The organism is Micromonospora sp. WMMD730 (genome assembly GCF_049178955.1).
Taxonomy (GTDB): domain Bacteria; phylum Actinomycetota; class Actinomycetes; order Mycobacteriales; family Micromonosporaceae; genus Micromonospora; species Micromonospora wenchangensis.
Map to the genome: position 1 here is coordinate 1,767,796 of NZ_JBMHML010000002.1, position 20,297 is coordinate 1,788,092.

The following is a 20,297-nucleotide window of genomic DNA, read 5'->3' on the forward strand; positions in this document are numbered from 1 at the left end:
CAGGCCGCCGGTGGCGGCGGTGCGCCGAGGCGGCGGCGGGGCCGGCCGGTCACCGGGGTCGGCCCGGCGGCCGGCGGCCACGACGGTTCACCGCGTGACCACCGGACCCGGCACCCCCGAACGTGTCGGGACCGGTCGCCGCGCGTGCGCCGCACGGTAACCCGGGGGTACGACAAAATCCGATCGACCGGAGTGAATTTTTTCGGGAAGTTGTCGGAGGCTGTCGGGACGCCGGTCGGATCGCGGCCCCGACCCGGCTCAGGCCGGTACGTCGACGAAGTGCTCGACCCGGGGTGGACCGGCGAAGTGCGGGCCGATCAGCGCCCGCCACTTGCCGAACGCCTCGGTGGCCCGGAAGTTCTCCTCGTGGGCCTGCACCGAGTCCCACTCGACCAGCAGCACGAACCGGGAGGGGGACTCGACGCCCCGGGTCATCCGGACCGAGCGGCATCCCTCGGCGGCGACGATGATGGCGTGCGCCTGCGCGTAGGCGGCGGCGAAATCGTCCTCGTGTCCGGGCAGTACGTCGATGAGCGCGACCTCAAGCACCATGCCGACAGCCTGCCACGCCGCGCCCCACCCGTGGTGCGCCGGGGCGACTCCATCCCCCCACCCCGCAGAACGCCATCAATCGCGCGTATACCGCTACACCTAGCCTCCTAGGATGGTTAGGCGGGGTGACCGGGAGGGCAGCCGACAACCAGGTCGGTTGAGGTCGGAACGTGATGCTGCCGGCAATGCACGCCGCAGGAGATGCGCCCGCAGCCCTCGATGGTGAACAATGGCGGCCGAGGAGGGGAGTATTCCCCCGCGACGGAGTCGTCAGCACGGTCGAGCGTCACCCGACAGCTCGACCCGGCTCCGCCGGTCAGCGCCCCGCCCGCGGGTCGCTGGCGGAAGAGACCTCCGACAGTCACCAGTGTGTGCGTCGTCGCCCACCTCGCCGTCACGCGGCGTACGGTGTGCCCGACGCCGCGTGTCTGCCGGAGGAATGGATTGAACGTGTCCGGAATGGTGTGGGCGGGAACCCTCGTCGCACTGACGGCGGTGCTCCTCGCCGATCTCTTCATCATCGGCCGCCGGCCGCACGAGCCCAGCGTCCGTGAGTCGAGCCTCTGGGTCAGCTTCTACGTCGGCCTGGCGCTGCTGTTCGGGGCGGGGCTGTGGGTCACCGCCGGTGGCGACGTGGCCGGCCAGTTCTACACCGGCTGGCTCACCGAGTACAGCCTCTCGGTGGACAACCTCTTCGTCTTCGTGATCATCATGGCCCGGTTCCGGGTGCCCCGGAAATACCAGCAGAAGGTGCTGCTCATCGGCATCGTGCTGGCCCTGGTCATGCGCGGTGGTTTCATCGCCGCCGGTGCGGCGCTGATCTCCCAGTTCTCCTGGGTGTTCTACATCTTCGGCGCGTTCCTCATCTACACGGCCGTCAACCTGGCCCGACAGGGCGAGCCGGAGGAGGACGAGTTCAAGGAGAACATCCTGATCCGGTGGAGCCGCAAGGCGCTGCCGCTGTCGCGGGACTACGACGGCGCGAAGCTCACCACGTACGAGGCGGGCCGGCGGCTGTTCACCCCGATGCTGGTGGTGATGATCGCGATCGGCACCACCGACCTGATCTTCGCGCTGGACTCGATCCCGGCGATCTTCGGGATCACCAAGGAGCCGTACCTGGTCTTCACCGCGAACGTCTTCGCGCTGATGGGCCTGCGACAGCTCTACTTCCTGGTCGGCGGGCTGCTCGACCGGCTGGTCTACCTCAGCTACGGCCTGTCGGTGGTGCTCGGCTTCATCGGCGTCAAGCTGGTGCTGGAGGCGCTGGCCGACAACAACCTGCCGTTCCTCAACGACGGTGAGCCGATCGGCTGGGCCCCGCACATCCCGATCTGGCTGTCGTTGACGGTCATCATCGGCTGTCTCGCCGTGGCGACGGTGGCCAGCCTGGTCAAGTCGTCCCGGGACCGGCGGCGCGAGCTGATCGAGGCGCGCCGCTGACCGTAGTGGCACCGATGGGCGTCACCGCACTGCGGTGACGCCCATTTCCCGGTCAGACCCGGTGCGCGCCGACCAGGGTGGCGACCCGGTCCGGTGGCAGCGGCTCGGTCAGCACCCGCCGCTGCCGATAGCAGGCGTGCAGCATCCGTGGCCCCCGGCCGGCGGTCACCAGGCCGACGTGGTGGATGCCCCGCCCCGGTCGGGCGAAGAAGTACAGGTCGCCGGGGCGTTCCTCACCGGCCGGCACGGGCGTGGTGGCCGCCGCCTGGTCGTCGGCGTCGCGGGGCAGCGTCACGCCGAGCCGTCGCCACACCAGGTGGACCAGGCCGGAACAGTCGATCCCGTGCCCGGAGAGCCCACCCCAGACGTACGCGACGTCGCGCAGCCGGGCGGCGACGGCGAGCACGTCGTCGGCCGTCGGCGGGGTGGCCGGTAGCTCGGTGACGTCGGCCTCGGGAACCCACAGTGGGTCGGGCCGTCCGGGCACCCGGACCGGCCGCCACCCGTCGACGGCGGGACCGGCCGGGTGCAGCCGGGTGCCCAGGACGACCCCGGGCAGGGCGACCGGGCCGGCGGGGGTGACCCGCAGCCCGGTGCTGACCGCGTCGACGACGAGCGGGTCGGCCGGGCCGCCGGCGGGGGTGGCCGGGGTGAGTTGGGCGGCGGGCAGCCAGCCGGGGTAGCCGCGCGCATCGAGCCGGGGTGCGGCCTGCTGCACGGCGACGACCCGGGCCCAGCCGTCGGGGTGCAACGCGGTCACCAGCACCCGTTCGCCGAGCAGTAGTTGACTGAGCACACAGTCACCGACCCGCTGGCTGGCGTCCATCCCGGTGATCCAGCCGCCGGTGTCCGAGGGCACCGCCAGGGCGGGCCGGTCGACCGGGCGGGTCGCGCCGGGGTCGGTCCAGAGGGTGGCGACGGCCACCCGGACGAGGGCCTCCCGGCCCGGCTCCAACTCCACGTCGACCTCCGGCTCACGTGTCGGTGCCCCATCCGGACCATAGGAAGAAAAGCTGCGATCATCAACCTCGGTGTTGAATCTTTGTTTCGGTCACGGCGGTGATGCCGAGCCCCGGCGCGTCCGGCAGCACCACGGTGGCGCCCTCGTAACGCGGCCCTCCGTGCACCGGCGACCAGGCCAGCCACCAGGCCGCGTCCAGGTCGGACACGGCGTTGGTCCGGTAGGCGGCGGCCAGGCTGGCCGCCGCGCCGACCCCCACCTGACTTTCCATCATGGACCCGACGAGGGTGCCCATGCCATGTTCCCGGGCCAGCTCCAGCAGGGTGCGCGCCGGGCGCAGACCACCGCACTTGGCGAGCTTGACGTTGACCAGGTCGGCCGCCCGCCGCCGGATCACCGCGACCAGGTCCCGCACCCCGAACACCGCCTCGTCGGCGAGGATCGGCACGTCCACCCGGTCGGCGACCCAGGCCATGCCGTCCAGGTCCCACCGGGCCACCGGCTGTTCGACCAGCTCCACGTCGAGCCCGGCGTCCTCGACACCCCGGATCACCCGGACCGCCTCCCGGGGCGTCCACCCCTGGTTGGCGTCCAACCGCAGGCGCACCTGCGGGCCGACGGCCGCCCGGACCGCGCGGACCCGTTCCAGGTCGCCCGCCGCGTCGGTGCCGACCTTCAGCTTCAGCACGTCGAAGCCCTCGTCGCACCGCTGCCGGGCGGCCACGGCCAGGTCCGCGCCGGTCCCGGCGGCCAGCGTGACGTCCGTCGGCACCCGCAGCGCCGTCCCCCCGAGCAACCGCACCAGGGGTACGCCGAGCCGCCGTGCCGCCAGGTCGTGCAGCGCCACGTCCAGCGCGGCCCGGGCCGCCTCGTTGCCGGCGACCGCCGCCGCGACCTCGGCGCAGCGGGCCAACACGTCGTCGGCGTCCCGGCCGACCACCGCCGGGGCGAGCACGTCCCGGACGCAGGACTCCGCGCCGGCCACCGACGCCCCGGTGACCTGCCACACCTGCGGGGCCTCGCCGAAGCCGGACCGCCCGTCGGCGTCGGTCACCTCCACCACCAGGGTCTCCACGGTGGTGGTACGCCGCAGCGCGGTGACGAACGGGGTGTGCAGCGGCGCGGACAGCCGGTGGGTGCGTACCACGGCGATCGTCATGTGCGGCACCCTATACGCACGCCGTCACCGAAGGAGCGCGCCGATGACCGTGGGAAGCTGGACGCTGGCGGGTGCCCCGAACGCCCGTGACCTGGGCGGACTGCCCACCCGTGACGGCCGGCGGGTACGCCCCGGCCGACTGATCCGCACCCCGGCGCTGGGTCGGTTGACCGAGGCCGACCTGACGGTGCTGGGTCGGCTCGCCCCGGCCTGCGTGGTGGACCTGCGGGACGACACCGAGACGGCGTCCGCCCCGCCGAACCGGCTGGTCGGTGACCACAACCTGGTGCGGCTGCCGGTGCTCGACCCGGCGCACCCCGGGTTCGGCTACCTGTCGGCGGTGCTGCTCGGTCACGACCTCACCGGCCACGACGAGGCGGCCCGGCGGGGTGCGGCGGCGGCGATGGCGGAGCTGTACCGGTGGTTCGTCAGCGGTGCGGTGGCCCGGGAGGGGTTCGCCCGCGCGGTGCGGCTGGCGGCCGACCCGGTCAACCTGCCGCTGCTGTTCCACTGTTCGGCGGGCAAGGACCGTACCGGGTGGTTGGCGGTGGTGCTGCTCACCGCCCTCGGCGTCGACGAGGAGACGGTCCGGGCCGACTACCTGCGGCACAACGCGTTGACGGTGGAGCTGCGTGGGGAGGCGTCGGCGGCGATGCTGCGGCGGCGTCCGGAGCTGGACCCGGAGACGGTCCGGGCGGTGCTGGAGGTGCGCCCCGAGTACCTGGACGCCGGCTTCGACGAGGTGCGCCGCCGGCACGGGTCGTTCGACGCGTACCTGGCCGACGGGTTGGGGGTGACCCCGCAGCTCCGCGCCGCCCTGCGGACCCACCTGCTGGACTGATCTGCCGGTCAGCCGGTGAGGTCGTGCCGGGCGGCCCAGGCCGTCGCCGAGACCTCCGCCAGCAGCCGGCAGGCGTCGAGGTCGTCGGGCGCGGTGGCGGGGTCGGTGGTGGTGCAGACGGCGATCACGTACGCCGGGGCGTCGTCGGGCAGGACCACGCCGGCGCTGTGCCGTACGCCGCGTACCCAGCCGTTCTTGTGGGCGATCCGGGTGCCGGCGGGCAGCCCGGCGGCGAGATCGTCGCGGTGGCGCTGGTCCAGCAGCACGTCGATCATGGCGGTGCAGGCCGCCGGGGAGGCCAGCGGGCCGGGCCGGTGTGCGCCGACGGCCAGCCCGCCGAGCAGGGCCGCCAGATCGGCGGCGGTGACCAGGTTGGTGATGCCGGCCTCCCGGGCGGCGGCGTCCTCGATGCCCCGGCCGGTGACGCTGTGCCGGGCCCCGGCGAGCCGCCACGCCTCGGCGACGGCGGGCAGGCCGAGGAGTTCGATGATCAGGTTGGTGGCGAGGTTGCCGGACCGGGTGATCATCCGGTTGGCGAGCCAGCGCGGGGTGGCCCGCCCGCCGAGCCGCTGCCAGACGGCGTCGTCGTTGTCGTAGGGCCGGGCGCAGGTGAACCGGGGTGCGTCCGGCCTGGCCGAGGTGAAGTCGTTGACCACCGGCACCGGGGTGTCCAGGTCGAGGGTGCCGGCTTCGGCGGCCCGGTGCAGGGCCAGCAGCACCGCGACCTTCATGGTGCTGGCCGCGTAGTGGGTGGCGTCGGGGTTGCGGGTCCAGGTGGGTGGGGCGTCGGGCCGGCCCAGGTACGCCGAGACGGTGCCGGGCCGCCGGTCCAGTCGGGCGTCGAGGTCATCCCAGGTCATGCCCGTGACGCTAGCCGAATCCGGCCCGCCGGGACGGCCCGGCGGCATTCGGGGGAGGGTGCCGGGGCGGGCTGGCGGCACCGGGGAGGGTGCCGGGGCGGCCCGGCGGGCACCCGGGGTGGGGTCGGCCGCGCCCGGGGTGGGGGACGGGCGGAGCCCCGGTCCGGGTGAGGCGGACCGGGGCTCCGGGTGAGGCGGGGTGTGGCGACGGGTGCGACCCGGGTGGGTCAGCCGGCGTGCTTGCGGCGGGCGGCCATCCGGCCGCGCTGGGTCTGGTCCAGCACCACCTTGCGGATGCGTACGGCGACCGGGGTCACCTCGACGCACTCGTCCTCGCGGCAGAACTCCAGCGCCTGCTCCAGGGAGAGCTTGCGCGGGGGGATCAGCTTCTCGGTCTCGTCGGAGGTCGAGGCCCGCATGTTGGTGAGCTTCTTCTCCTTGGTGATGTTGACGTCCATGTCGTCGGAGCGGGAGTTCTCCCCGACGATCATGCCCTCGTACACCTCGGTGGTGGGCTCGACGAAGAGCTGGCCGCGCTCCTGGAGGTTGATCATCGCGAACGGGGTGACCACGCCGGAGCGGTCGGCCACCAGCGACCCGTTGTTGCGGGTACGCAGCTCACCGAACCACGGCTCGTAGGACTCGAAGACGTGGTGCAGGATGCCGGTGCCCCGGGTGTCGGTGAGGAACTCGGTACGGAAGCCGATCAGGCCCCGCGCCGGCACCAGCCACTCCATCCGGATCCAGCCGGTGCCGTGGTTGACCAGCTGCTCCATTCGGCCCTTGCGGGTGGCCAGGAGCTGGGTGATCGCGCCGAGATACTCCTCCGGGGCGTCGATGGTCAGCCGCTCGACGGGCTCGCAGGTCTTGCCGTCGATCTCCTTGGTGACCACCTGCGGCTTGCCGACGGTCAGCTCGTAGGACTCGCGGCGCATCTGCTCGACCAGAATGGCCAGGGCCAGCTCACCACGGCCCTGCACCTCCCAGGCGTCCGGCCGCTCGGTGGGCAGCACCCGCAGCGACACGTTGCCGACCAGCTCCTTGTCGAGCCGGTCCTTGACCATCCGCGCGGTGACCTTGGCGCCCTTGACCCGGCCGACCAGCGGCGAGGTGTTGGTGCCGATGGTCATCGAGATGGCCGGCTCGTCCACGGTGATCAGCGGCAGCGGGACCGGGTTCTCCGCGTCGGCGAGGGTCTCGCCGATCATGATCTCGGGGATGCCGGCGACGGCGATGATGTCGCCCGGCCCGGCCGACTCGGCCGGCTTGCGCTCCAGGCCCTCGGTCATCAGCATCTCGGAGATGCGGACCCGCTGGGTGCTGCCGTCGGTGCGGCACCAGGCCACCGTCTGGCCCTTGCTGATGGTGCCCTGGCGTACCCGGCACAGCGCCAACCGGCCCAGGAACGGCGAGGCGTCCAGGTTGGTGACGTGCGCCTGCAACGGCGCGCCCTCGTCGTAGGAGGGCGGCGGGATGGTGTCGAGCAGGGTCCGGAACAGCGGCTCCAGGCTGGTGCTGTCGTCGGGCACCGAGCCGTCGGCGGGCTGGGTCAGCGAGGCGATGCCGTCGCGGGCGCAGGCGTAGACGATCGGGAAGTCGATCTGCTCCTCGTCGGCGTCCAGGTCGAGGAAGAGTTCGTAGGTGTCGTCCACGACCTCCTTGATCCGGGCGTCCGGCCGGTCCACCTTGTTGATCACCAGGATGATCGGCATCCGCGCCTTGAGCGCCTTGCGGAGCACGAACCGGGTCTGCGGCAGCGGGCCCTCGCTGGCGTCGACCAGCAGCACCACCCCGTCGACCATGGTCAGGCCCCGCTCGACCTCGCCACCGAAGTCCGCGTGGCCGGGGGTGTCGATGATGTTGATGGTGACCGGGTCGGAGCCGTCCGCCGGGAGGTAGCGCACGCCGGTGTTCTTGGCCAGGATGGTGATGCCCTTTTCCCGTTCGAGATCCATCGAGTCCATGACGCGCTCGGTGTTCTCACCACGGGCCCCGTAGGCGCCGGCCTGCCGCAACATGGCGTCGACCAGGGTCGTCTTGCCGTGGTCGACGTGGGCGATGATGGCGACATTGCGGAGGTCGGTGCGAAGCTGCATACCCTCCATACTCCTGTCTGCGGTTGCCGGGGCAGGTGTCGGGGTCGTCCCGTCACCGCCCGGATCTGTGCCGGAACTGCTGTTCCGGCCGTGCCAGCGGCGGGTCTGCCGAGCCCACCGGCGGGCCGGCCGGCCCACCGGCCGGCCGGGCACCTGGTCGTCGCGACGGTCACCGCGGACGAGGCCACAGTGATCTTCGGTCTGTCGGTGCCGGGGGAGTCGACCCTGCTGGTCGGACTCCTAGCGTACGCGGGCCCGCGCGGGCCCGTCCGGGCACTGCTCCCGGTGACCGGACGGGCCCGTGACGGGCGACACATCCGCCGGGGTACGCCGACGGCCGGGGGCCCCCACTGGTGCAGGTGGGGACCCCCGGCCGGGCTGGACGGGCGGGTCAGTCCCGGGCGGCGACGGCCGGCGCGGGCGTGGCCGCCCCCGCGTCGTCGTCGGCCTCCCGGTCGATCCGCCCCGGCCACCAGAACCGGTCGCCGAGCAGGAACGCCAGCGCCGGCACCAGCACGGTGCGCACCAGCAGCGTGTCGAGCAGCACGCCGATGCACACGATGATGCCGATCTGGGTGAGCAGGATCAGCGGCAGCACGCCGAGGACGGCGAAGACCGCGGCGAGCAGGATGCCGGCGCTGGTGATCACTCCGCCGGTGACCCGCAGGGCGGAGAGCATGCCGTCGCGGGTGCCGGCGACGCGGGCGTCCTCGCGGGCCCGGGTGACCAGGAAGATGTTGTAGTCCACGCCGAGCGCGACGAGGAACACGAAGGCCAACAGGAGCACCCCGCTGTCGAGCGCGGGGAAGCCCAGCACGTGGTCGAAGAGCAGCCACGCCGCGCCGAGGCTGGCGAAGAAGGACGCGATCACGGTGAGCACCAGCAGCAGCGGGGCGAGCAGGCCGCGCAGCAGCACCACCAGCACGGCGAAGACGAGCACCAGGATGATCGGCAGGATCAGCCGCAGGTCCCGGGTGTTGGCCTCGTCGGAGTCGTAGGTGGCCGCGACGGTGCCGCCGACCAGCGCCCCCTCGGCCGGGTCGGCACCGCCGACGGTCGGCGGCGCGGAACCGGGCACGGCGGCCACCGCGTCGCGCAGCGCCTCGACGGCGCGGTCGGAGGCGGGGCTGCCCGGTTCGTCGGTGAGCACCACGTCGACCTGGGCGACGGCGGTGCCGGCCACGCCGGGCCGGGCGGAGGCCACCCCGGGCACGGCGGCGGCGGTGCGGGTGACCTCGGCGGCGGCGGCCGGGTTGGTGAGCACCGCCACCGGCTGGGTGGTGCCGGCGGGGAAGGCGCGGGCCAGCGTCTCGGCTCCGGCGACCGCCTCGGGCTTGACCCGGAACTGTTCGGTCTCGGACAGCCCGGTGCGCAGGGTGAGCCCGCCGAGGGCGAGGCCGGCGAGCAGCAGGGTGGACAGCGCGGCGACCGGCAGCGGGCGGCGGACCACGGCGGCACCGAGCCGGCCCCACAGCTTGCCCTCCCGGGCCGGGCCGCCGACCTTCGGCACGAACGGCCAGAACAGTCCCCGGCCGAAGATGACCAGCACGGCGGGCAGCACGAACAGTGCGGAGAGCATGGCGAACACGACGCCTGTGGCGCAGGCCACGGCGAGTGCCCGGTTGGTCTCCTGCTCGGACAGCAGCAGGGTGAGCACGCCGAGCACGACGGTGCCGCCGCTGGCGAGGATGGGTTCGGCGGTCCGGCGTACGGCGGCGCGCATGGCGGCGAACCGGTCCTCGTCGCGGCGCAGTTCCTCCCGGTAGCGGGCGATGAGCAGCAGGGCGTAGTCGGTGGCGGCGCCGAAGACCAGCACGCTGGCGATGCCGGTGACCGCGCCCTCCTGGAGGTTGATGCCGACGGCGGGGACGACGGTGTCGACGGCCCGCAGGGTGAGCTGTTCGGTGGCGGCGACGACGATCAGCGGCACGATCCACAGGAACGGGCTGCGGTAGGTCACCAGCAGCAGCAGGGCGACCACGCCGGCGGTGACGGCGAGCAGGGTGAGGTCGGCGCCCTCGAAGACCTTGGTCAGGTCGGCGGTGAACGCGGGTGCGCCGGTGACCGCGGCGGTGAGGCCGTCGGGCAGGCCGGTGAGGCTGTCGCGGACCTTCGCCACCTCGTCGGCGACGGCCTGCTGGCCGCCGGCGGTGTCCAGCGGGACGGCGAGCAGCGCGACGGTGCCGTCGGGGGAGACCTGCGGCGGGCTGACCTGGCCGCCGACGGCGAGCCGGCCCAACGCGCCGGAGCGGTCGGTGACGGCGGCCCGGTCGGTGTCGGTCAGCGGGCTGCCGTCGTCCCGGCTGACCACGACGATCGCCGGTTGGACGTCGTTGTCGGGTAGCTGTTCCTGGAGGCGTTCCACCTGGGTCGACTGCCACTGCACGGACAGGCCGGTGGCCGAGACGGGGGCGGGGTTGTCGGGCTTGGGGAGCCCGAAGACGACCGCGCCGACGACGATCGCGGCGGCCACGGTGAGCCAGGCGGCGAGCCGGCTGCGGGCGACGCGGGTGAACAGAGACATCGGAGGCCCTCGTGGTCTGTCGGTGGGAACGCGGACGGCAAGATAGCCCGTCCTTCGAGTATCTTGATAGCCGAGATTATCGGCCGCTGTTCTATGCTGCAACCGGACACAGCGACAGGGGGCAACGGCGGGCGTGGCAACGCACGGGATGTATCGGCGGCGGGACGACCCGCGCGGGCGGATGGTGGCCGACATCACCAACGACCTGCGGCGCTACTCGGTCGACGCGCAGCACATCGGGCACGCGTTCGCCAACCTGCACGGGCTCAACCCGACCGACCTGCACGCCCTGATCGCCGTCATGGACGCCGAACTGCTCGGCGACCCGATCACCCCCGGCCGGCTCGGCGAACAGCTCAACCTCTCCTCCGGGTCGGTGACCGCGCTCGTCGACCGGCTGGAACGCGCCGGGCACATCCGCCGCGACCGCGACACCGCCGACCGGCGCAAGGTGTTCCTGCACTACGCCGACCAGGGGGCCGCCCTGGCGATGAGCTTCTTCGGCCCGCTCGGGCGGCGCACCGACGAGGTGATGGCCCGGTTCACCGACGACGAGCTGGCGGTCGTGCACCGGTTCCTGGCCACCATGGTCGACTCGATGCGGGAGCACCGCGACGCGATGCGGGCCGCCCGCGCCGAGCCGTCCCGCCGGCCGGCGGACTGAGCGCCGTGCCGGACCTGTCGCTCGCCCGCCTCGCCGCCGCCGTGCTGCGCCTGCCGGCCGCCGCCACCCACCGGGTCGACGTCACCCGGGGCGTCACGGTCCGGGCCCGCGACGGGGCGCGGCTGCGCACCGACCACTACGCCCCCCGGCTGCCCGGCGCGCCGACCGTGCTGATCCGCACGCCGTACGGGCGGGGCGGGCCGATGCGGCTGCTCGGCCGGCTCGTCGCCGGTCGCGGCTTCCACCTGGTGATCCAGTCCTGCCGGGGCACCGACGGGTCCGACGGGCTGTTCGACCCGCTGGTGCACGAGCGCGACGACGGGCTCGACACCGTCGACTGGCTGCGCCGGCAACCCTGGTACACCGGCCGGTTCGGCATGTTCGGGGCCAGCTACCAGGGTTTCGTCCAGTGGGCGCTGGCCGCCGACGCGGGGGAGGAACTGGCCGCGATGGTCGCGGTGGTCACCGCCTCGGCCACCCGCGACTCGACGTACGCGGGGGAGTCCTTCGCCCTGGACACGGTGCTCACCTGGGCCGAGCTGCTCCAGGCGCAGACCGTGCCGTGGCTGGCCCGGCAGTGGGAACTCAAGCGCGGGCAGCCCCGGCTGGCCGCCGCCCTGGCCCACCTGCCGCTGGCCGAGGCCGACCGGGTGGCGACCGGGGTGACCGTGCCGTTCTTCCAGGAGTGGCTGCGCCACCACACCCCGGACGCCGACTACTGGCGGACCCGGGTCTTCGGCGCGCGGATCGCCGAGGTGCGCGCCCCGGTGACGATGGTCAGCGGCTGGCAGGACATCTTCCTCCCCGCCCAGCTCGCCGACCACGCCGCGCTGCGGGCGGCGGGCGTGCCCACCCGGCTCACCGTCGGCCCGTGGACACACGGCAGCCCCGGTCTGCTGGCCGAGGCGCTGCGGGAGGGGTTGGGCTGGCTCGACGCCCACCTGCACGGCCGGCCGCCGTCGCCGCGTGCCCCGGTGCGGGTGCACGTCGGCGGGGACGGCGGCGGCTGGCGGGATCTGCCCGAGTGGCCGCCGCCGGCCACCGCGATTTCCTGGCACCTGCACGCCGGGGGCCGGCTCGACCCGCAGCCGCCGGCCGCGTCGCCCCCCGACACCATCCGGTACGACCCGGCCGACCCCACCCCGTCGTTGGGCGGCCCGCTGCTGGTGGCCCAGCGCGCCGGCCCGGTCGACAACCGTCCCGTCGAGGCCCGGCCCGACGTGCTGGTCTACACCGGCGCGGTGCTGACCGAGCCGGTCGAGGTGGTCGGCCCGGTGCACGCCGAGATCCACGTCCGCAGCGAACTGTCGTACCTGGACGTGTTCGTGCGGTTGTGCGACGTGGACCGGCGCGGCCGGTCCTGGAACGTCTGCGACGGCCTGGTCCGGGTCGCCCCCGGCCGGTTCCCGGTCGACCCGGACGGGGTGACCCGGGTGCCGGTGCCGCTGTGGCCGGTGGCGCACCGGTTCGCGGTCGGGCACCGGCTGCGGGTGCAGGTGTCCGGCGGTGCCCATCCCCGCTACGCGCGCAACCCCGGCACCGGGGAACCACTCGGCGCGGCGATCACGCTCCGCGCTGGGGTTCGGCAGATCCTGCATGATCCATCGCATCCGTCGCGGCTCGTGCTGCCGGTGGTCCCAGCCGGTTCCCAGCTTCTACCTATCTGAAGACAACCCCTTTGAGCTGGGGTTTTTATCGCAACTGGGACTATCGTTTCTCGCAACGCTCGATGACGTGCACCAGTGGTCGGCTTGGTCTCCTGTGGGCGATGCATACGCGGAGTAGCGAAGATTCCCCGACCCTGGCCTGTTGCTGAAGCAGTCGGCACTTCGGTTCCGGCTGCGGAGAGGGGGCGTCATGACGACGGCTCCGGCCAATCTGCTGGCGGTCCGCCGGCTCCTGCTCGACACCATCAAGGGGCTCGATCCCGCCGCGGTGGGGATCGTCGGTGATCCGGCCCACCGGGGCGGCTACCACTGTGGCTCCGACCGGGTGGTCACCAACGACTACTCGGTGGTGGAGTCGCCCCGGGACTCTGGCGGCCTCACCCTCTACGCCTCCGGGCTGGACGTGGGCACGTTCACTGTCCGCTCCGGGGGCACCACGCACAACCTCCAGACGTTCTCCACCTGGTGCGTCGCCCAGTGCCGGGCGAACACGCCGGACAGCCGTGACCTGCGGGAGATCATCTACAGCCCGGACGGCAAGGTCGTCCGGCGGTGGGACCGGCTGGGCAAGCGCAGCTCCGGCGACGACTCGCACCTGTGGCACACCCACTTCAGCTTCTTCCGCGACTCGACCAAGGCCGGACGGGACCAGACCCCGCTGTTCCGGCGCTACCTGACCGGCATCGGACTACTGGAGGACACCGACATGACACCCGAAGAGCACGCCTGGCTGGAGACCGTCCACAAGAACCTGACCGTCCTCGACGGCCGCAACCCGGTGGGTCAGATCTACACCCGGATGGCGATGGGGGAGGACCACACCAACCCGGACTTCGTCGTCCCGCACCCGAGCCTGAAGTCGCTCGGCGCGCAGCTGGCCTCGTTGCAGACCGCGCTGACCGTACTGGCCAACAAGGACTTCACCGACGAGCAGGCGATCGTGGCCGGCGTCCTGGCCGGGCTCACCCCGGAGAAGATCGCCGCCGCCATCCCGCCCACCATCGCCAAGCAGGTCGCCGACGAGTTGGCCAAGCGGCTGGTGGCCTGACCCGGACCCCGTGGCACCCCTTCCGCCCCGCCTCCTGCGGAAGGGGTGCCCACGGCTGCCGGCGGTCATCCCCGGGCCCGGGCCCAGGTGAGGAAACGGTCGGTCAGCTCCGGGCGTCGCCCGGGGTGGAGCTGGCCGAGCTGATGATCAGCCTCGGTCATCAGGGCGGCGAGATAGACGAGCAGGGCGGTCCGGTCGTCCCGGTACTCGACCAGCAGGCCCAGCCGGGCCGGCTGGCAGGGCCACTCCGCGCCGCAGTTGCGGCAGCGCCACAGGGGACGCATGGCGACGTGCGGGACCACCCGGCGGGCCGACGTCGGGATCGCGCCGCGACGCCGTGCGGTGTCGTCGTCGACGCCGGTCACCGGTGACCTCCGGTCGGCCGGCGGGTTCGGTGCCACCTGGTCCTGGCGGGCACGGGCTACCTCCTCGGGACTGGAGGGGCCGCCCCCAGGGCAGGGGGCGGCCCGGCGGAGCCGGCCCGAGCCCCTCCGGCGTCGGGCAGGTCCGCCACAGGTGACAGTCTGGTGAGGATGCCGTTACCGTCGGAAGGCATTCGCGCTGCACCGCAGCGGGCGTGCAGCACCGTCGTCCTTCACGTACAGGAGTTGTGCAGATGGAGCCGCTGCCCATGCTGGAGCTGTTCGCCGGGGAGTTGCGTCGGCTGCGGACGCGGGCGGGGCTGTCCCAGGAGGGGCTGGGCGAGCAGGTCAACTACTCGGCCTCGCTGGTCGCCGCCGTCGAGCAGTGCCGCCGGCCGCCGCGCAGGGAGTTCGCCGAGCGCTGCGACACCGTGCTGGCAAGCGACGGCCTGTTGGCCCGGATCAGGGACGCCCAGGTGCGCGAGAGCCTGATGCCCTGGTTCCGCGAGTGGGTCACCATCGAGCAGGAGGCGACCGCGCTGTGCTCGTTCCAGCCCTTGGTGGTACCCGGCCTGTTCCAGACCGAGGACTACGCCCGCGCGCTGCACGAGGGGGCGAGCCAGCTCATCGGCGACGAGATGGAGCAGCAGGTCGCGGCGCGACTGGCCCGGCAGGAGATCCTGCACCGGGCGTCCCCGCCGCTGTTCGTGGCGGTGCTCGACCACACCGTGCTGGAACGCCCGGTCGGCGGGCCGAAGGTGATGCGGGAGCAGTTGCTGCACCTGCGGGAGATCGGCGACCGGCCGAGGGTGCACCTGCACCTGGTGCCGAGGGACACCGGCGCCTACCCCGGGCTCAACGGCGCGTTCGTGATCGCCACGCCGCCGGAGGGCGACGACGTCGCCTACCTCGACAACCAGCTACAGGGCACCCTCGTCGAACGGACGGCGGACGTACAATCGCTGCGGCGATGCTGGGAGTCGGTGCGCGCAGAGGCGCTGTCCCACGGGGCCACCGTCAAGCTGATCTCGGAGGCGGCAGATTCATGGACCTGACCGGCGCGATCTGGCACAAGAGCACCCGCAGCAGCGGCAACTCCGGCGACTGCGTGGAGGTGGCCGCCAACCTGCCCGGCGTCGTCGGCGTCCGCGACAGCAAGGACCCGTCGGGCCCGGTGCTCACCTTCGCGCCGGCCGCCTGGCGGTCGTTCCTGCGCAACGCCAAGCGGCCCTGACCGGGGCTTGACGCGCGCCCGTCGGCGACGCGGCACCGACGGGCACACGGTCGGCTGGCCGACGGGGTATAGCCCGGCCCGGGAACACCCGGCCGGGTTTCAGTGGACCCGGCAGCGGAGTCGACGGCTGCCGGAAGCGCTCGGTGGCGGCGGCCCCGGGCCGCCGCCACCGGCACGGAGACTTACAGCGGGCGGACGTTCTCCGCCTGCGGACCCTTCTGCCCCTGGGTCACATCGAACTCGACCTTCTGGGCCTCCTGCAGTTCCCGGTAGCCGCTGGTGGCGATCGCCGAGTAGTGAACGAAGACGTCGGGGCCTCCGCCGTCCTGCTCGATGAAGCCGAAGCCCTTTTCCGAGTTGAACCACTTGACCGTGCCGGTTGCCATGCATCTCTCCCTGTTTACAACGGGTGATCCCGCCGCTGCGGCGGATGATCGCCCTGTACTGCCCCGACAGTAGCCGGCCGAGGCGGTTTTTGCCGGCTGAAAAGCCGCAGGATGCGGACGGAAACTCGCAGGTCGCCGGAATGCCGCCCGGCGGGAGGCCCGTTGCGGCACACTCGACCGGTGAACCGACCGCGCGTCGACGCGTTGACCGAGCTGGAACGCGAGATCGACGCGCCGGGCGACGGACTGGACCGGCTGCGGCTGGTGCCCACCCCCTTCGTGCCCGAGGTGCGGCTGCACCTCGCCGAGGACGCGATCGTCTGGTGGGCCCGGATGGAGGCCAGTGCCGGGCACACCCTGCCCCCGCCGTTCTGGGCGTCGGCCTGGGCCGGCGGGCAGGCCCTCGCCCGCCACCTGCTCGACCATCCCGACCTCGCCGCCGGCCGCCGGGTGCTCGACCTGGCCGCCGGCTCCGGGCTCGTCGCCATCGCCGCCGCCCTGGCCGGTGCCCGTCAGGTCGTCGCCAACGACGTCGACCCCTACGCGGTGGCGGCGGTCACCGTCAACGCGCGGGCCAACCGGGTCGACGTGCAGGCCAGCCACCAGGACCTGCTCGACGACGACGGCACCCAGGCCGACCTGCTGGTCGCCGGGGACGTCCTCTACGACCGGGACCTCGCCGTACGGGTGCTGCCGTACCTGCGGCGGGCCGCCGACGGCGGGGCACAGGTGCTGGTCGGCGACCCGGACCGGGGACACCTGCCGCCGGACGTGCTGGAGGTGGTGGCCAGCTACCCGGTGCCGACCACCGAACCCTCCGTCGACTCCCCGATCCGTCGGGTCCAGGTGCTCCGCCCCCGCTGAACCACCCTGCCGGGAGGCCCCCGGGCCACGCCGTCGCGCGGCCCGGGGGAAGCCCGTAGGAAAAGTCGGGGAGTGATCAGGGTCGCGACCCGATGCGCCGGGAGGCCCGGTGGCCGTAGCGTCATCTCGTGCTCGACGAATTGGCCCAGCTCGGAGACCTACCGACCGCCCTGTTGATGGCGGCACTCGGGCTGGTGATGCTCGCCGACGCCGTACCGCTGCTCGGGGTGCTCGTCCCCGGCGACGTGGCGATCCTCGCGGCGGTGGGGGTGGGTCGACCGGTCGCCGGGGTGGCGACCGTCGTCGCCGTGGTCGCCGGCTGCCTCACCGGTTGGTCGCTGAGCTTCCTCGCCGGGCGGATCTTCGGCGAGCGGCTGCGGCACAGCCGGGTCGGCGACTGGATCGGTGAGGGCCGCTGGTCGGCCGCCGAGCAGCTGCTGCGCTCCGGCGGTGGGCGGATGGTGCTCGTCGCACCCTTCCTGCCGGTGTTCAACACGCTGCTGCCGTTGGCGGCCGGGAGCCTGCGGATGTCGTACCGCCGGTTCGTCGTCTGCGCCGCGTTCGGCGCGGCGGCGTGGGCCGGCCTCTACCTGGCCCTGGGCGCGGCGTCGCGGGCACTGGCCGGGCTGCTGCCCGGCAACCCGCTGCTGGTCACCATGGCCGTCGGCCTGCTGCTGGCCGGCCTGGTGCTGCTGGGCACCAGGCGTCGGCTGCGCGCGGTGACCGGCGTCGGCCAGCCGGGCTGACCGACGCCGGTCACCGCCGGCCCGTCAGCGGCTCACCAGCCGCGCGCCCGCCACTGCGGCAGCGACGCCCGTTCCGCGCCGAGCGTGCTGTCCGCGCCGTGCCCCGGGTAGAACCAGGTCTCGTCGGGCAGCCGGTCGAACAGCTTGTGCTCGACGTCGTCGATGAGCTGGCCGAACCGCTCCGGGTCCCGGTCGGTGTTACCCACCCCACCGGGGAACAGCGAATCGCCGGTGAACAGGTGCGGGGTGCCGGCCGGGTCGCGGTAGAGCAGCGCGATCGACCCCGGGGTGTGCCCCTTGATGTGGATCACCTCCAGCGTCTGGTCACCCACCGCGACGGTGTCGCCCTCGGCCAGGGTCTGTGCCGCGATCGGCAGCCCCTCGGCGTCGTCGGCGTGCACCAGGGCGGACGCGCCGGTCGAGGCCACGACCTCCTCCAGGGCGACCCAGTGGTCCATGTGCCGGTGGGTGGTGACCACCGAGGTCAGCCCGGCGTCGCCGATCAGGTCGAGTAGCCGGGGCGCCTCGTTCGCGGCGTCGACGAGCACCTGCGCGCCCGTGTCACGGCAGCGCAGCAGGTAGGCGTTGTTGTCCATCGGGCCGACCGACATCTTGGTGACGGTGAGCCGGTCCAGTTCCCGCACGGCGGGTGGGCCGCCGTGGGTGACGTCTCCGGTGTAGCTCATACGCGGTCTATATCCATTCCGGTGGGGTCGGCAGGGCACCGTCCGGGGTGACGGTCAGCCCGTCGCCGCTGCTGCGGCCGATCAACCAGGCGGCCAGCGCGGCGCAACTGCCGGCGACCTGCGGGGCGTCCTGCGCGTCACCCAGCACCAGTTCCGGCCGGTTGCCGTCGGTGGGCCGCAGCACCAGCGCGGGCGCGTCGGGCCGCTCGGCGAGCCCACCGGCCACCTCGTGCAGCAGGTGCGGGGCGAACGCGGCCGGCCAGTCCACCGGCCGGTAGCCGGTGGCCAGGTCGACGTGGTGCACCTCCAACTCGCGCCACCGGCCCCAGAGCACCAGGGCGGCCGGCCACGGGCCACGTCGGGTCTGCACGGTGGCGCTCCACGCCGACGCCGTCATCGCGGCCACCGCCTCGGCGAACCGGTCGGTGCTGCGGCGCAGGTCGGCCAGCAGCTCGGCGGGCGGCCGGCCGGCACCGGCGGCGATGTCGGCGTCGCGGGCCGCGGCGCTTGCGTACATCGGAATGTCCTGCCCGGTGCGGGCGGCGGTGAGCAGGTTGACGAACCCGTCGGCGTTGCGTGCCAGGTGGGTGAGCACGTGGCCCCGGGTCCAGCCGGGCAACAGGCTGGGGGCCGCGACGGCCGCCGTGTCCAGCACGGTGGCGGTGTCCAGCAGGCGGGCGGCCGAGTCGGCCACCTCACCGGTAAACATCAGTGGATCCGTCGTCACGCCACGACCCTAACGGTCCGGACAGCGTTGCGCCGCCGGGGAATTCGCTTTCGGCGCGTCGGTGCGACGCCTACCGTCGGGCTACGACGCGGTACCGGGACGACGGACGGGGGTGGTGATCATGCCGGTCGCAGGACGCGTGTTCGGCCACGACCAGTTCCGACCTCGGTGAGGATGACATGACCATCGATCTGACCGCCCTCGGCCTGGACGCCGAGCGGGCGGCGTACGCGCGGCGGCGCCCGGACCGCCGGCCCGGCCGGGTGGCCCGGGTCGACCGGGGGGTGTGCACGGTGCTCGCCGCGGACGGACCGGTCCGGGCCAGCCTGGGCCCGGCGGTGCTGGCCGCCGCCGCCCGTGACCTGACCGCCCTGCCGTGCGCCGGTGACTGGGTGCTGCTGGCCCGCTGGCCGGACGGCCCGGTGACCGTCGACGCGGTGCTGCCCCGGCGGACCGCGCTGGTCCGCCGCACCGCCGGCAAGGACGCCAGCGGCCAGGTGCTCGCCGCCAACCTCGACACCGCCGCGGTGATCGAGCCGGTGCACCCGGAGCCGGACGCCGCCCGGATCGAACGGCTGCTCGCGTTGGCCCACGAGTCCGGGGCCACCCCGCTGGTGGTGCTCACCAAGGCCGACCTGGCCGCCGATCCGCAGGCGGTGGCCCGGCAGCTCGCCGCCCTCGCCCCCGGGGTGCCGGTGCTGCCCGTCAGCGCCGAGCGGGGGACCGGCCTGACGCCGCTGCGTCCGCTGGTCGCGGCGGGGCGCACGCTGGCCCTGCTCGGCCCGTCCGGGGCGGGCAAGTCGAGCCTGGTCAACGCCCTGGTGGGGGCGGAGGTCATGCCCACCCAGGCGATCCGGCGGGTCGACGGCAAGGGGCGGCACACCACCACCTGGCGGGCGCTGGTGCCGGTGCCCGGCGGCGGCGCGGTGCTGGACACCCCGGGGGTCCGGGCGGTGGGGCTGCTCGACGGGCACTCCGGGCTGGACCGGGCGTTCACCGACATCGCCGAGCTGGCCACCGGCTGCCGGTACGCCGACTGCGGGCACACCGCCGAGCCGGCCTGTGCGGTGCGCGAGGCGGTGGAGACCGGGGAGTTGCCGGGCCGGCGCTTCGAGAGCTGGCGTCGGCTCCAGCGGGAGCTGGCGTACGAGAGCGGTCGCCGGCAGAGCCGGCTGGCGGCCGAGCGGCGGGGTGGCTGGCGGGGTGGTCGTCGGCGGCCGGCCCGGCCGGCGACGCCGCCCCTGCCGGGCGGTTTCTGACCGCCCCGGTCCGGCCGGTCGTGGCCGGCCGGATCGGGGCGCGGGACGCGCACACCGGGTCGGCCGGCCCCCGGCAGGCGGGTCGGCCGACCTGGTGTGAGCTGGGGGAATGTTGGCGTGCGGGAAGTTGTCGTACCCCGGGGCTAGAGTTGCGCAGGCGTTCCTTCTGCGCCGCGTAAAACCGCTCGGATCACCCTCGGAGCGGACAGATCCGCCTC

At 73.6% G+C, this 20,297-nt stretch carries 20 protein-coding genes; 10 read left to right on the forward strand and 10 right to left on the reverse strand.

Annotation, left to right across the window (positions count from 1 at the left end; all coding sequences use genetic code 11):
• Window positions 1-258: 258 nt before the first annotated feature.
• Complete coding sequence (locus ACN265_RS08035; RefSeq protein ID WP_204926060.1) at window positions 259-552, reverse strand: antibiotic biosynthesis monooxygenase family protein; 294 nt, start codon at window positions 550-552, stop codon at window positions 259-261.
• Window positions 553-996: 444 nt separating this feature from the next.
• Here ACN265_RS08035 and ACN265_RS08040 point away from each other — a divergent pair, with 444 nt between their 5' ends.
• Window positions 997-1,995 (forward strand): TerC family protein, encoded by a 999-nt coding sequence (locus tag ACN265_RS08040; RefSeq protein ID WP_420119031.1) that lies wholly within the window; start codon window positions 997-999, stop codon window positions 1,993-1,995.
• 52 nt (window positions 1,996-2,047) lie between these two features.
• On the opposite strand, the gene ACN265_RS08045 is transcribed toward ACN265_RS08040, so the two are convergent.
• Both ACN265_RS08045 and ACN265_RS08050 read right to left on the reverse strand, forming a co-directional pair.
• Window positions 2,048-2,956 carry a C40 family peptidase gene (locus tag ACN265_RS08045; protein WP_204926062.1) on the reverse strand — a complete coding sequence of 303 codons (909 nt, stop codon included), beginning with the start codon at window positions 2,954-2,956 and terminating at the stop codon, window positions 2,048-2,050.
• A gap of 61 nt (window positions 2,957-3,017) precedes the next feature.
• Window positions 3,018-4,115, reverse strand: a complete 1,098-nt coding sequence (locus tag ACN265_RS08050; RefSeq protein ID WP_421406579.1) for a mandelate racemase/muconate lactonizing enzyme family protein — start codon at window positions 4,113-4,115, stop codon at window positions 3,018-3,020.
• A gap of 43 nt (window positions 4,116-4,158) precedes the next feature.
• Here ACN265_RS08050 and ACN265_RS08055 point away from each other — a divergent pair, with 43 nt between their 5' ends.
• Window positions 4,159-4,956, forward strand: a complete 798-nt coding sequence (locus tag ACN265_RS08055) for a tyrosine-protein phosphatase (RefSeq protein ID WP_421406580.1) — start codon at window positions 4,159-4,161, stop codon at window positions 4,954-4,956.
• A gap of 8 nt (window positions 4,957-4,964) precedes the next feature.
• Here the strand turns inward: ACN265_RS08055 and ACN265_RS08060 are convergent, their stop codons facing one another.
• From ACN265_RS08060 to ACN265_RS08070, 3 genes are all read right to left on the reverse strand, one after another.
• On the reverse strand, window positions 4,965-5,816 hold the full coding sequence (locus ACN265_RS08060) for a serine hydrolase (protein WP_421406581.1): 852 nt from the start codon (window positions 5,814-5,816) through the stop codon (window positions 4,965-4,967).
• A 227-nt stretch (window positions 5,817-6,043) separates the two neighbouring features.
• Window positions 6,044-7,912, reverse strand: a complete 1,869-nt coding sequence (gene typA, locus ACN265_RS08065) for a translational GTPase TypA (RefSeq protein ID WP_204926066.1) — start codon at window positions 7,910-7,912, stop codon at window positions 6,044-6,046.
• A 391-nt stretch (window positions 7,913-8,303) separates the two neighbouring features.
• Complete coding sequence (locus tag ACN265_RS08070) at window positions 8,304-10,436, reverse strand: MMPL family transporter (protein WP_421406583.1); 2,133 nt, start codon at window positions 10,434-10,436, stop codon at window positions 8,304-8,306.
• Window positions 10,437-10,584: 148 nt separating this feature from the next.
• Between ACN265_RS08070 and ACN265_RS08075 the strand changes: the two genes are divergently transcribed.
• The 3 genes from ACN265_RS08075 (at window position 10,585) to ACN265_RS08085 (ending at window position 13,815) form a co-directional block, all read left to right on the forward strand.
• Window positions 10,585-11,100: a MarR family winged helix-turn-helix transcriptional regulator gene (locus ACN265_RS08075; RefSeq protein WP_363652064.1), complete on the forward strand. Its 516-nt coding sequence runs from the start codon at window positions 10,585-10,587 to the stop codon at window positions 11,098-11,100.
• A 5-nt stretch (window positions 11,101-11,105) separates the two neighbouring features.
• On the forward strand, window positions 11,106-12,767 hold the full coding sequence (locus ACN265_RS08080; protein WP_420119718.1) for a CocE/NonD family hydrolase: 1,662 nt from the start codon (window positions 11,106-11,108) through the stop codon (window positions 12,765-12,767).
• 190 nt (window positions 12,768-12,957) lie between these two features.
• A complete protein-coding gene (locus tag ACN265_RS08085; RefSeq protein WP_420119717.1) occupies window positions 12,958-13,815 on the forward strand; it encodes a hypothetical protein in 858 nt (285 codons plus the stop codon).
• Window positions 13,816-13,880: 65 nt separating this feature from the next.
• Here ACN265_RS08085 and ACN265_RS08090 read toward each other — a convergent pair whose 3' ends face one another.
• Window positions 13,881-14,180: a flavin reductase gene (locus ACN265_RS08090; protein WP_420119716.1), complete on the reverse strand. Its 300-nt coding sequence runs from the start codon at window positions 14,178-14,180 to the stop codon at window positions 13,881-13,883.
• 251 nt (window positions 14,181-14,431) lie between these two features.
• On the opposite strand from ACN265_RS08090, the gene ACN265_RS08095 reads away from it, so the two are divergent.
• Together ACN265_RS08095 and ACN265_RS08100 are read left to right on the forward strand one after the other, a co-directional pair.
• Window positions 14,432-15,232, forward strand: a complete 801-nt coding sequence (locus ACN265_RS08095) for a helix-turn-helix domain-containing protein (protein WP_421406584.1) — start codon at window positions 14,432-14,434, stop codon at window positions 15,230-15,232.
• Window positions 15,223-15,411, forward strand: coding sequence for a DUF397 domain-containing protein (locus tag ACN265_RS08100; protein WP_420119714.1), 189 nt, complete (start codon window positions 15,223-15,225; stop codon window positions 15,409-15,411). Before ACN265_RS08095 ends, ACN265_RS08100 begins: the two co-directional genes overlap by 10 nt.
• A gap of 182 nt (window positions 15,412-15,593) precedes the next feature.
• Here ACN265_RS08100 and ACN265_RS08105 read toward each other — a convergent pair whose 3' ends face one another.
• Entirely contained in the window at window positions 15,594-15,797 is a 204-nt protein-coding gene (locus tag ACN265_RS08105; protein WP_067314937.1) for a cold-shock protein, read from the reverse strand.
• 180 nt (window positions 15,798-15,977) lie between these two features.
• Between ACN265_RS08105 and ACN265_RS08110 the strand changes: the two genes are divergently transcribed.
• Together ACN265_RS08110 and ACN265_RS08115 are read left to right on the forward strand one after the other, a co-directional pair.
• Window positions 15,978-16,661: a class I SAM-dependent methyltransferase gene (locus ACN265_RS08110; RefSeq protein WP_421406585.1), complete on the forward strand. Its 684-nt coding sequence runs from the start codon at window positions 15,978-15,980 to the stop codon at window positions 16,659-16,661.
• Between the two features lie 128 nt (window positions 16,662-16,789).
• The gene (locus tag ACN265_RS08115; protein ID WP_204926073.1) at window positions 16,790-17,407 is read left to right on the forward strand and encodes a DedA family protein; all 618 of its coding nucleotides are present in this window, start codon (window positions 16,790-16,792) and stop codon (window positions 17,405-17,407) included.
• A 32-nt stretch (window positions 17,408-17,439) separates the two neighbouring features.
• Here the strand turns inward: ACN265_RS08115 and ACN265_RS08120 are convergent, their stop codons facing one another.
• Entirely contained in the window at window positions 17,440-18,093 is a 654-nt protein-coding gene (locus ACN265_RS08120; RefSeq protein ID WP_421406586.1) for an MBL fold metallo-hydrolase, read from the reverse strand.
• A gap of 7 nt (window positions 18,094-18,100) precedes the next feature.
• Window positions 18,101-18,820 (reverse strand): maleylpyruvate isomerase family mycothiol-dependent enzyme, encoded by a 720-nt coding sequence (locus ACN265_RS08125; protein WP_420117144.1) that lies wholly within the window; start codon window positions 18,818-18,820, stop codon window positions 18,101-18,103.
• A 179-nt stretch (window positions 18,821-18,999) separates the two neighbouring features.
• Between ACN265_RS08125 and rsgA the strand changes: the two genes are divergently transcribed.
• A complete protein-coding gene (gene rsgA / locus ACN265_RS08130) occupies window positions 19,000-20,079 on the forward strand; it encodes a ribosome small subunit-dependent GTPase A (RefSeq protein WP_420117143.1) in 1,080 nt (359 codons plus the stop codon).
• Window positions 20,080-20,297: the final 218 nt, after the last annotated feature.

Coding starts and splice junctions, on each gene's coding strand:
- ACN265_RS08035 (WP_204926060.1), bottom strand. CDS start 552: ATGGTGCTTGAGGTCGCGCTCATCGACGTACTGCCCGGACACGAGGAC.
- ACN265_RS08050 (WP_421406579.1), bottom strand. CDS start 4,115: ATGACGATCGCCGTGGTACGCACCCACCGGCTGTCCGCGCCGCTGCAC.
- ACN265_RS08055 (WP_421406580.1), top strand. CDS start 4,159: ATGACCGTGGGAAGCTGGACGCTGGCGGGTGCCCCGAACGCCCGTGAC.
- ACN265_RS08060 (WP_421406581.1), bottom strand. CDS start 5,816: ATGACCTGGGATGACCTCGACGCCCGACTGGACCGGCGGCCCGGCACC.
- typA (WP_204926066.1), bottom strand. CDS start 7,912: ATGCAGCTTCGCACCGACCTCCGCAATGTCGCCATCATCGCCCACGTC.
- ACN265_RS08070 (WP_421406583.1), bottom strand. CDS start 10,436: ATGTCTCTGTTCACCCGCGTCGCCCGCAGCCGGCTCGCCGCCTGGCTC.
- ACN265_RS08075 (WP_363652064.1), top strand. CDS start 10,585: ATGTATCGGCGGCGGGACGACCCGCGCGGGCGGATGGTGGCCGACATC.
- ACN265_RS08085 (WP_420119717.1), top strand. CDS start 12,958: ATGACGACGGCTCCGGCCAATCTGCTGGCGGTCCGCCGGCTCCTGCTC.
- ACN265_RS08095 (WP_421406584.1), top strand. CDS start 14,432: ATGGAGCCGCTGCCCATGCTGGAGCTGTTCGCCGGGGAGTTGCGTCGG.
- ACN265_RS08100 (WP_420119714.1), top strand. CDS start 15,223: ATGGACCTGACCGGCGCGATCTGGCACAAGAGCACCCGCAGCAGCGGC.
- ACN265_RS08105 (WP_067314937.1), bottom strand. CDS start 15,797: ATGGCAACCGGCACGGTCAAGTGGTTCAACTCGGAAAAGGGCTTCGGC.
- ACN265_RS08120 (WP_421406586.1), bottom strand. CDS start 18,093: ATGAGCTACACCGGAGACGTCACCCACGGCGGCCCACCCGCCGTGCGG.
- rsgA (WP_420117143.1), top strand. CDS start 19,000: ATGACCATCGATCTGACCGCCCTCGGCCTGGACGCCGAGCGGGCGGCG.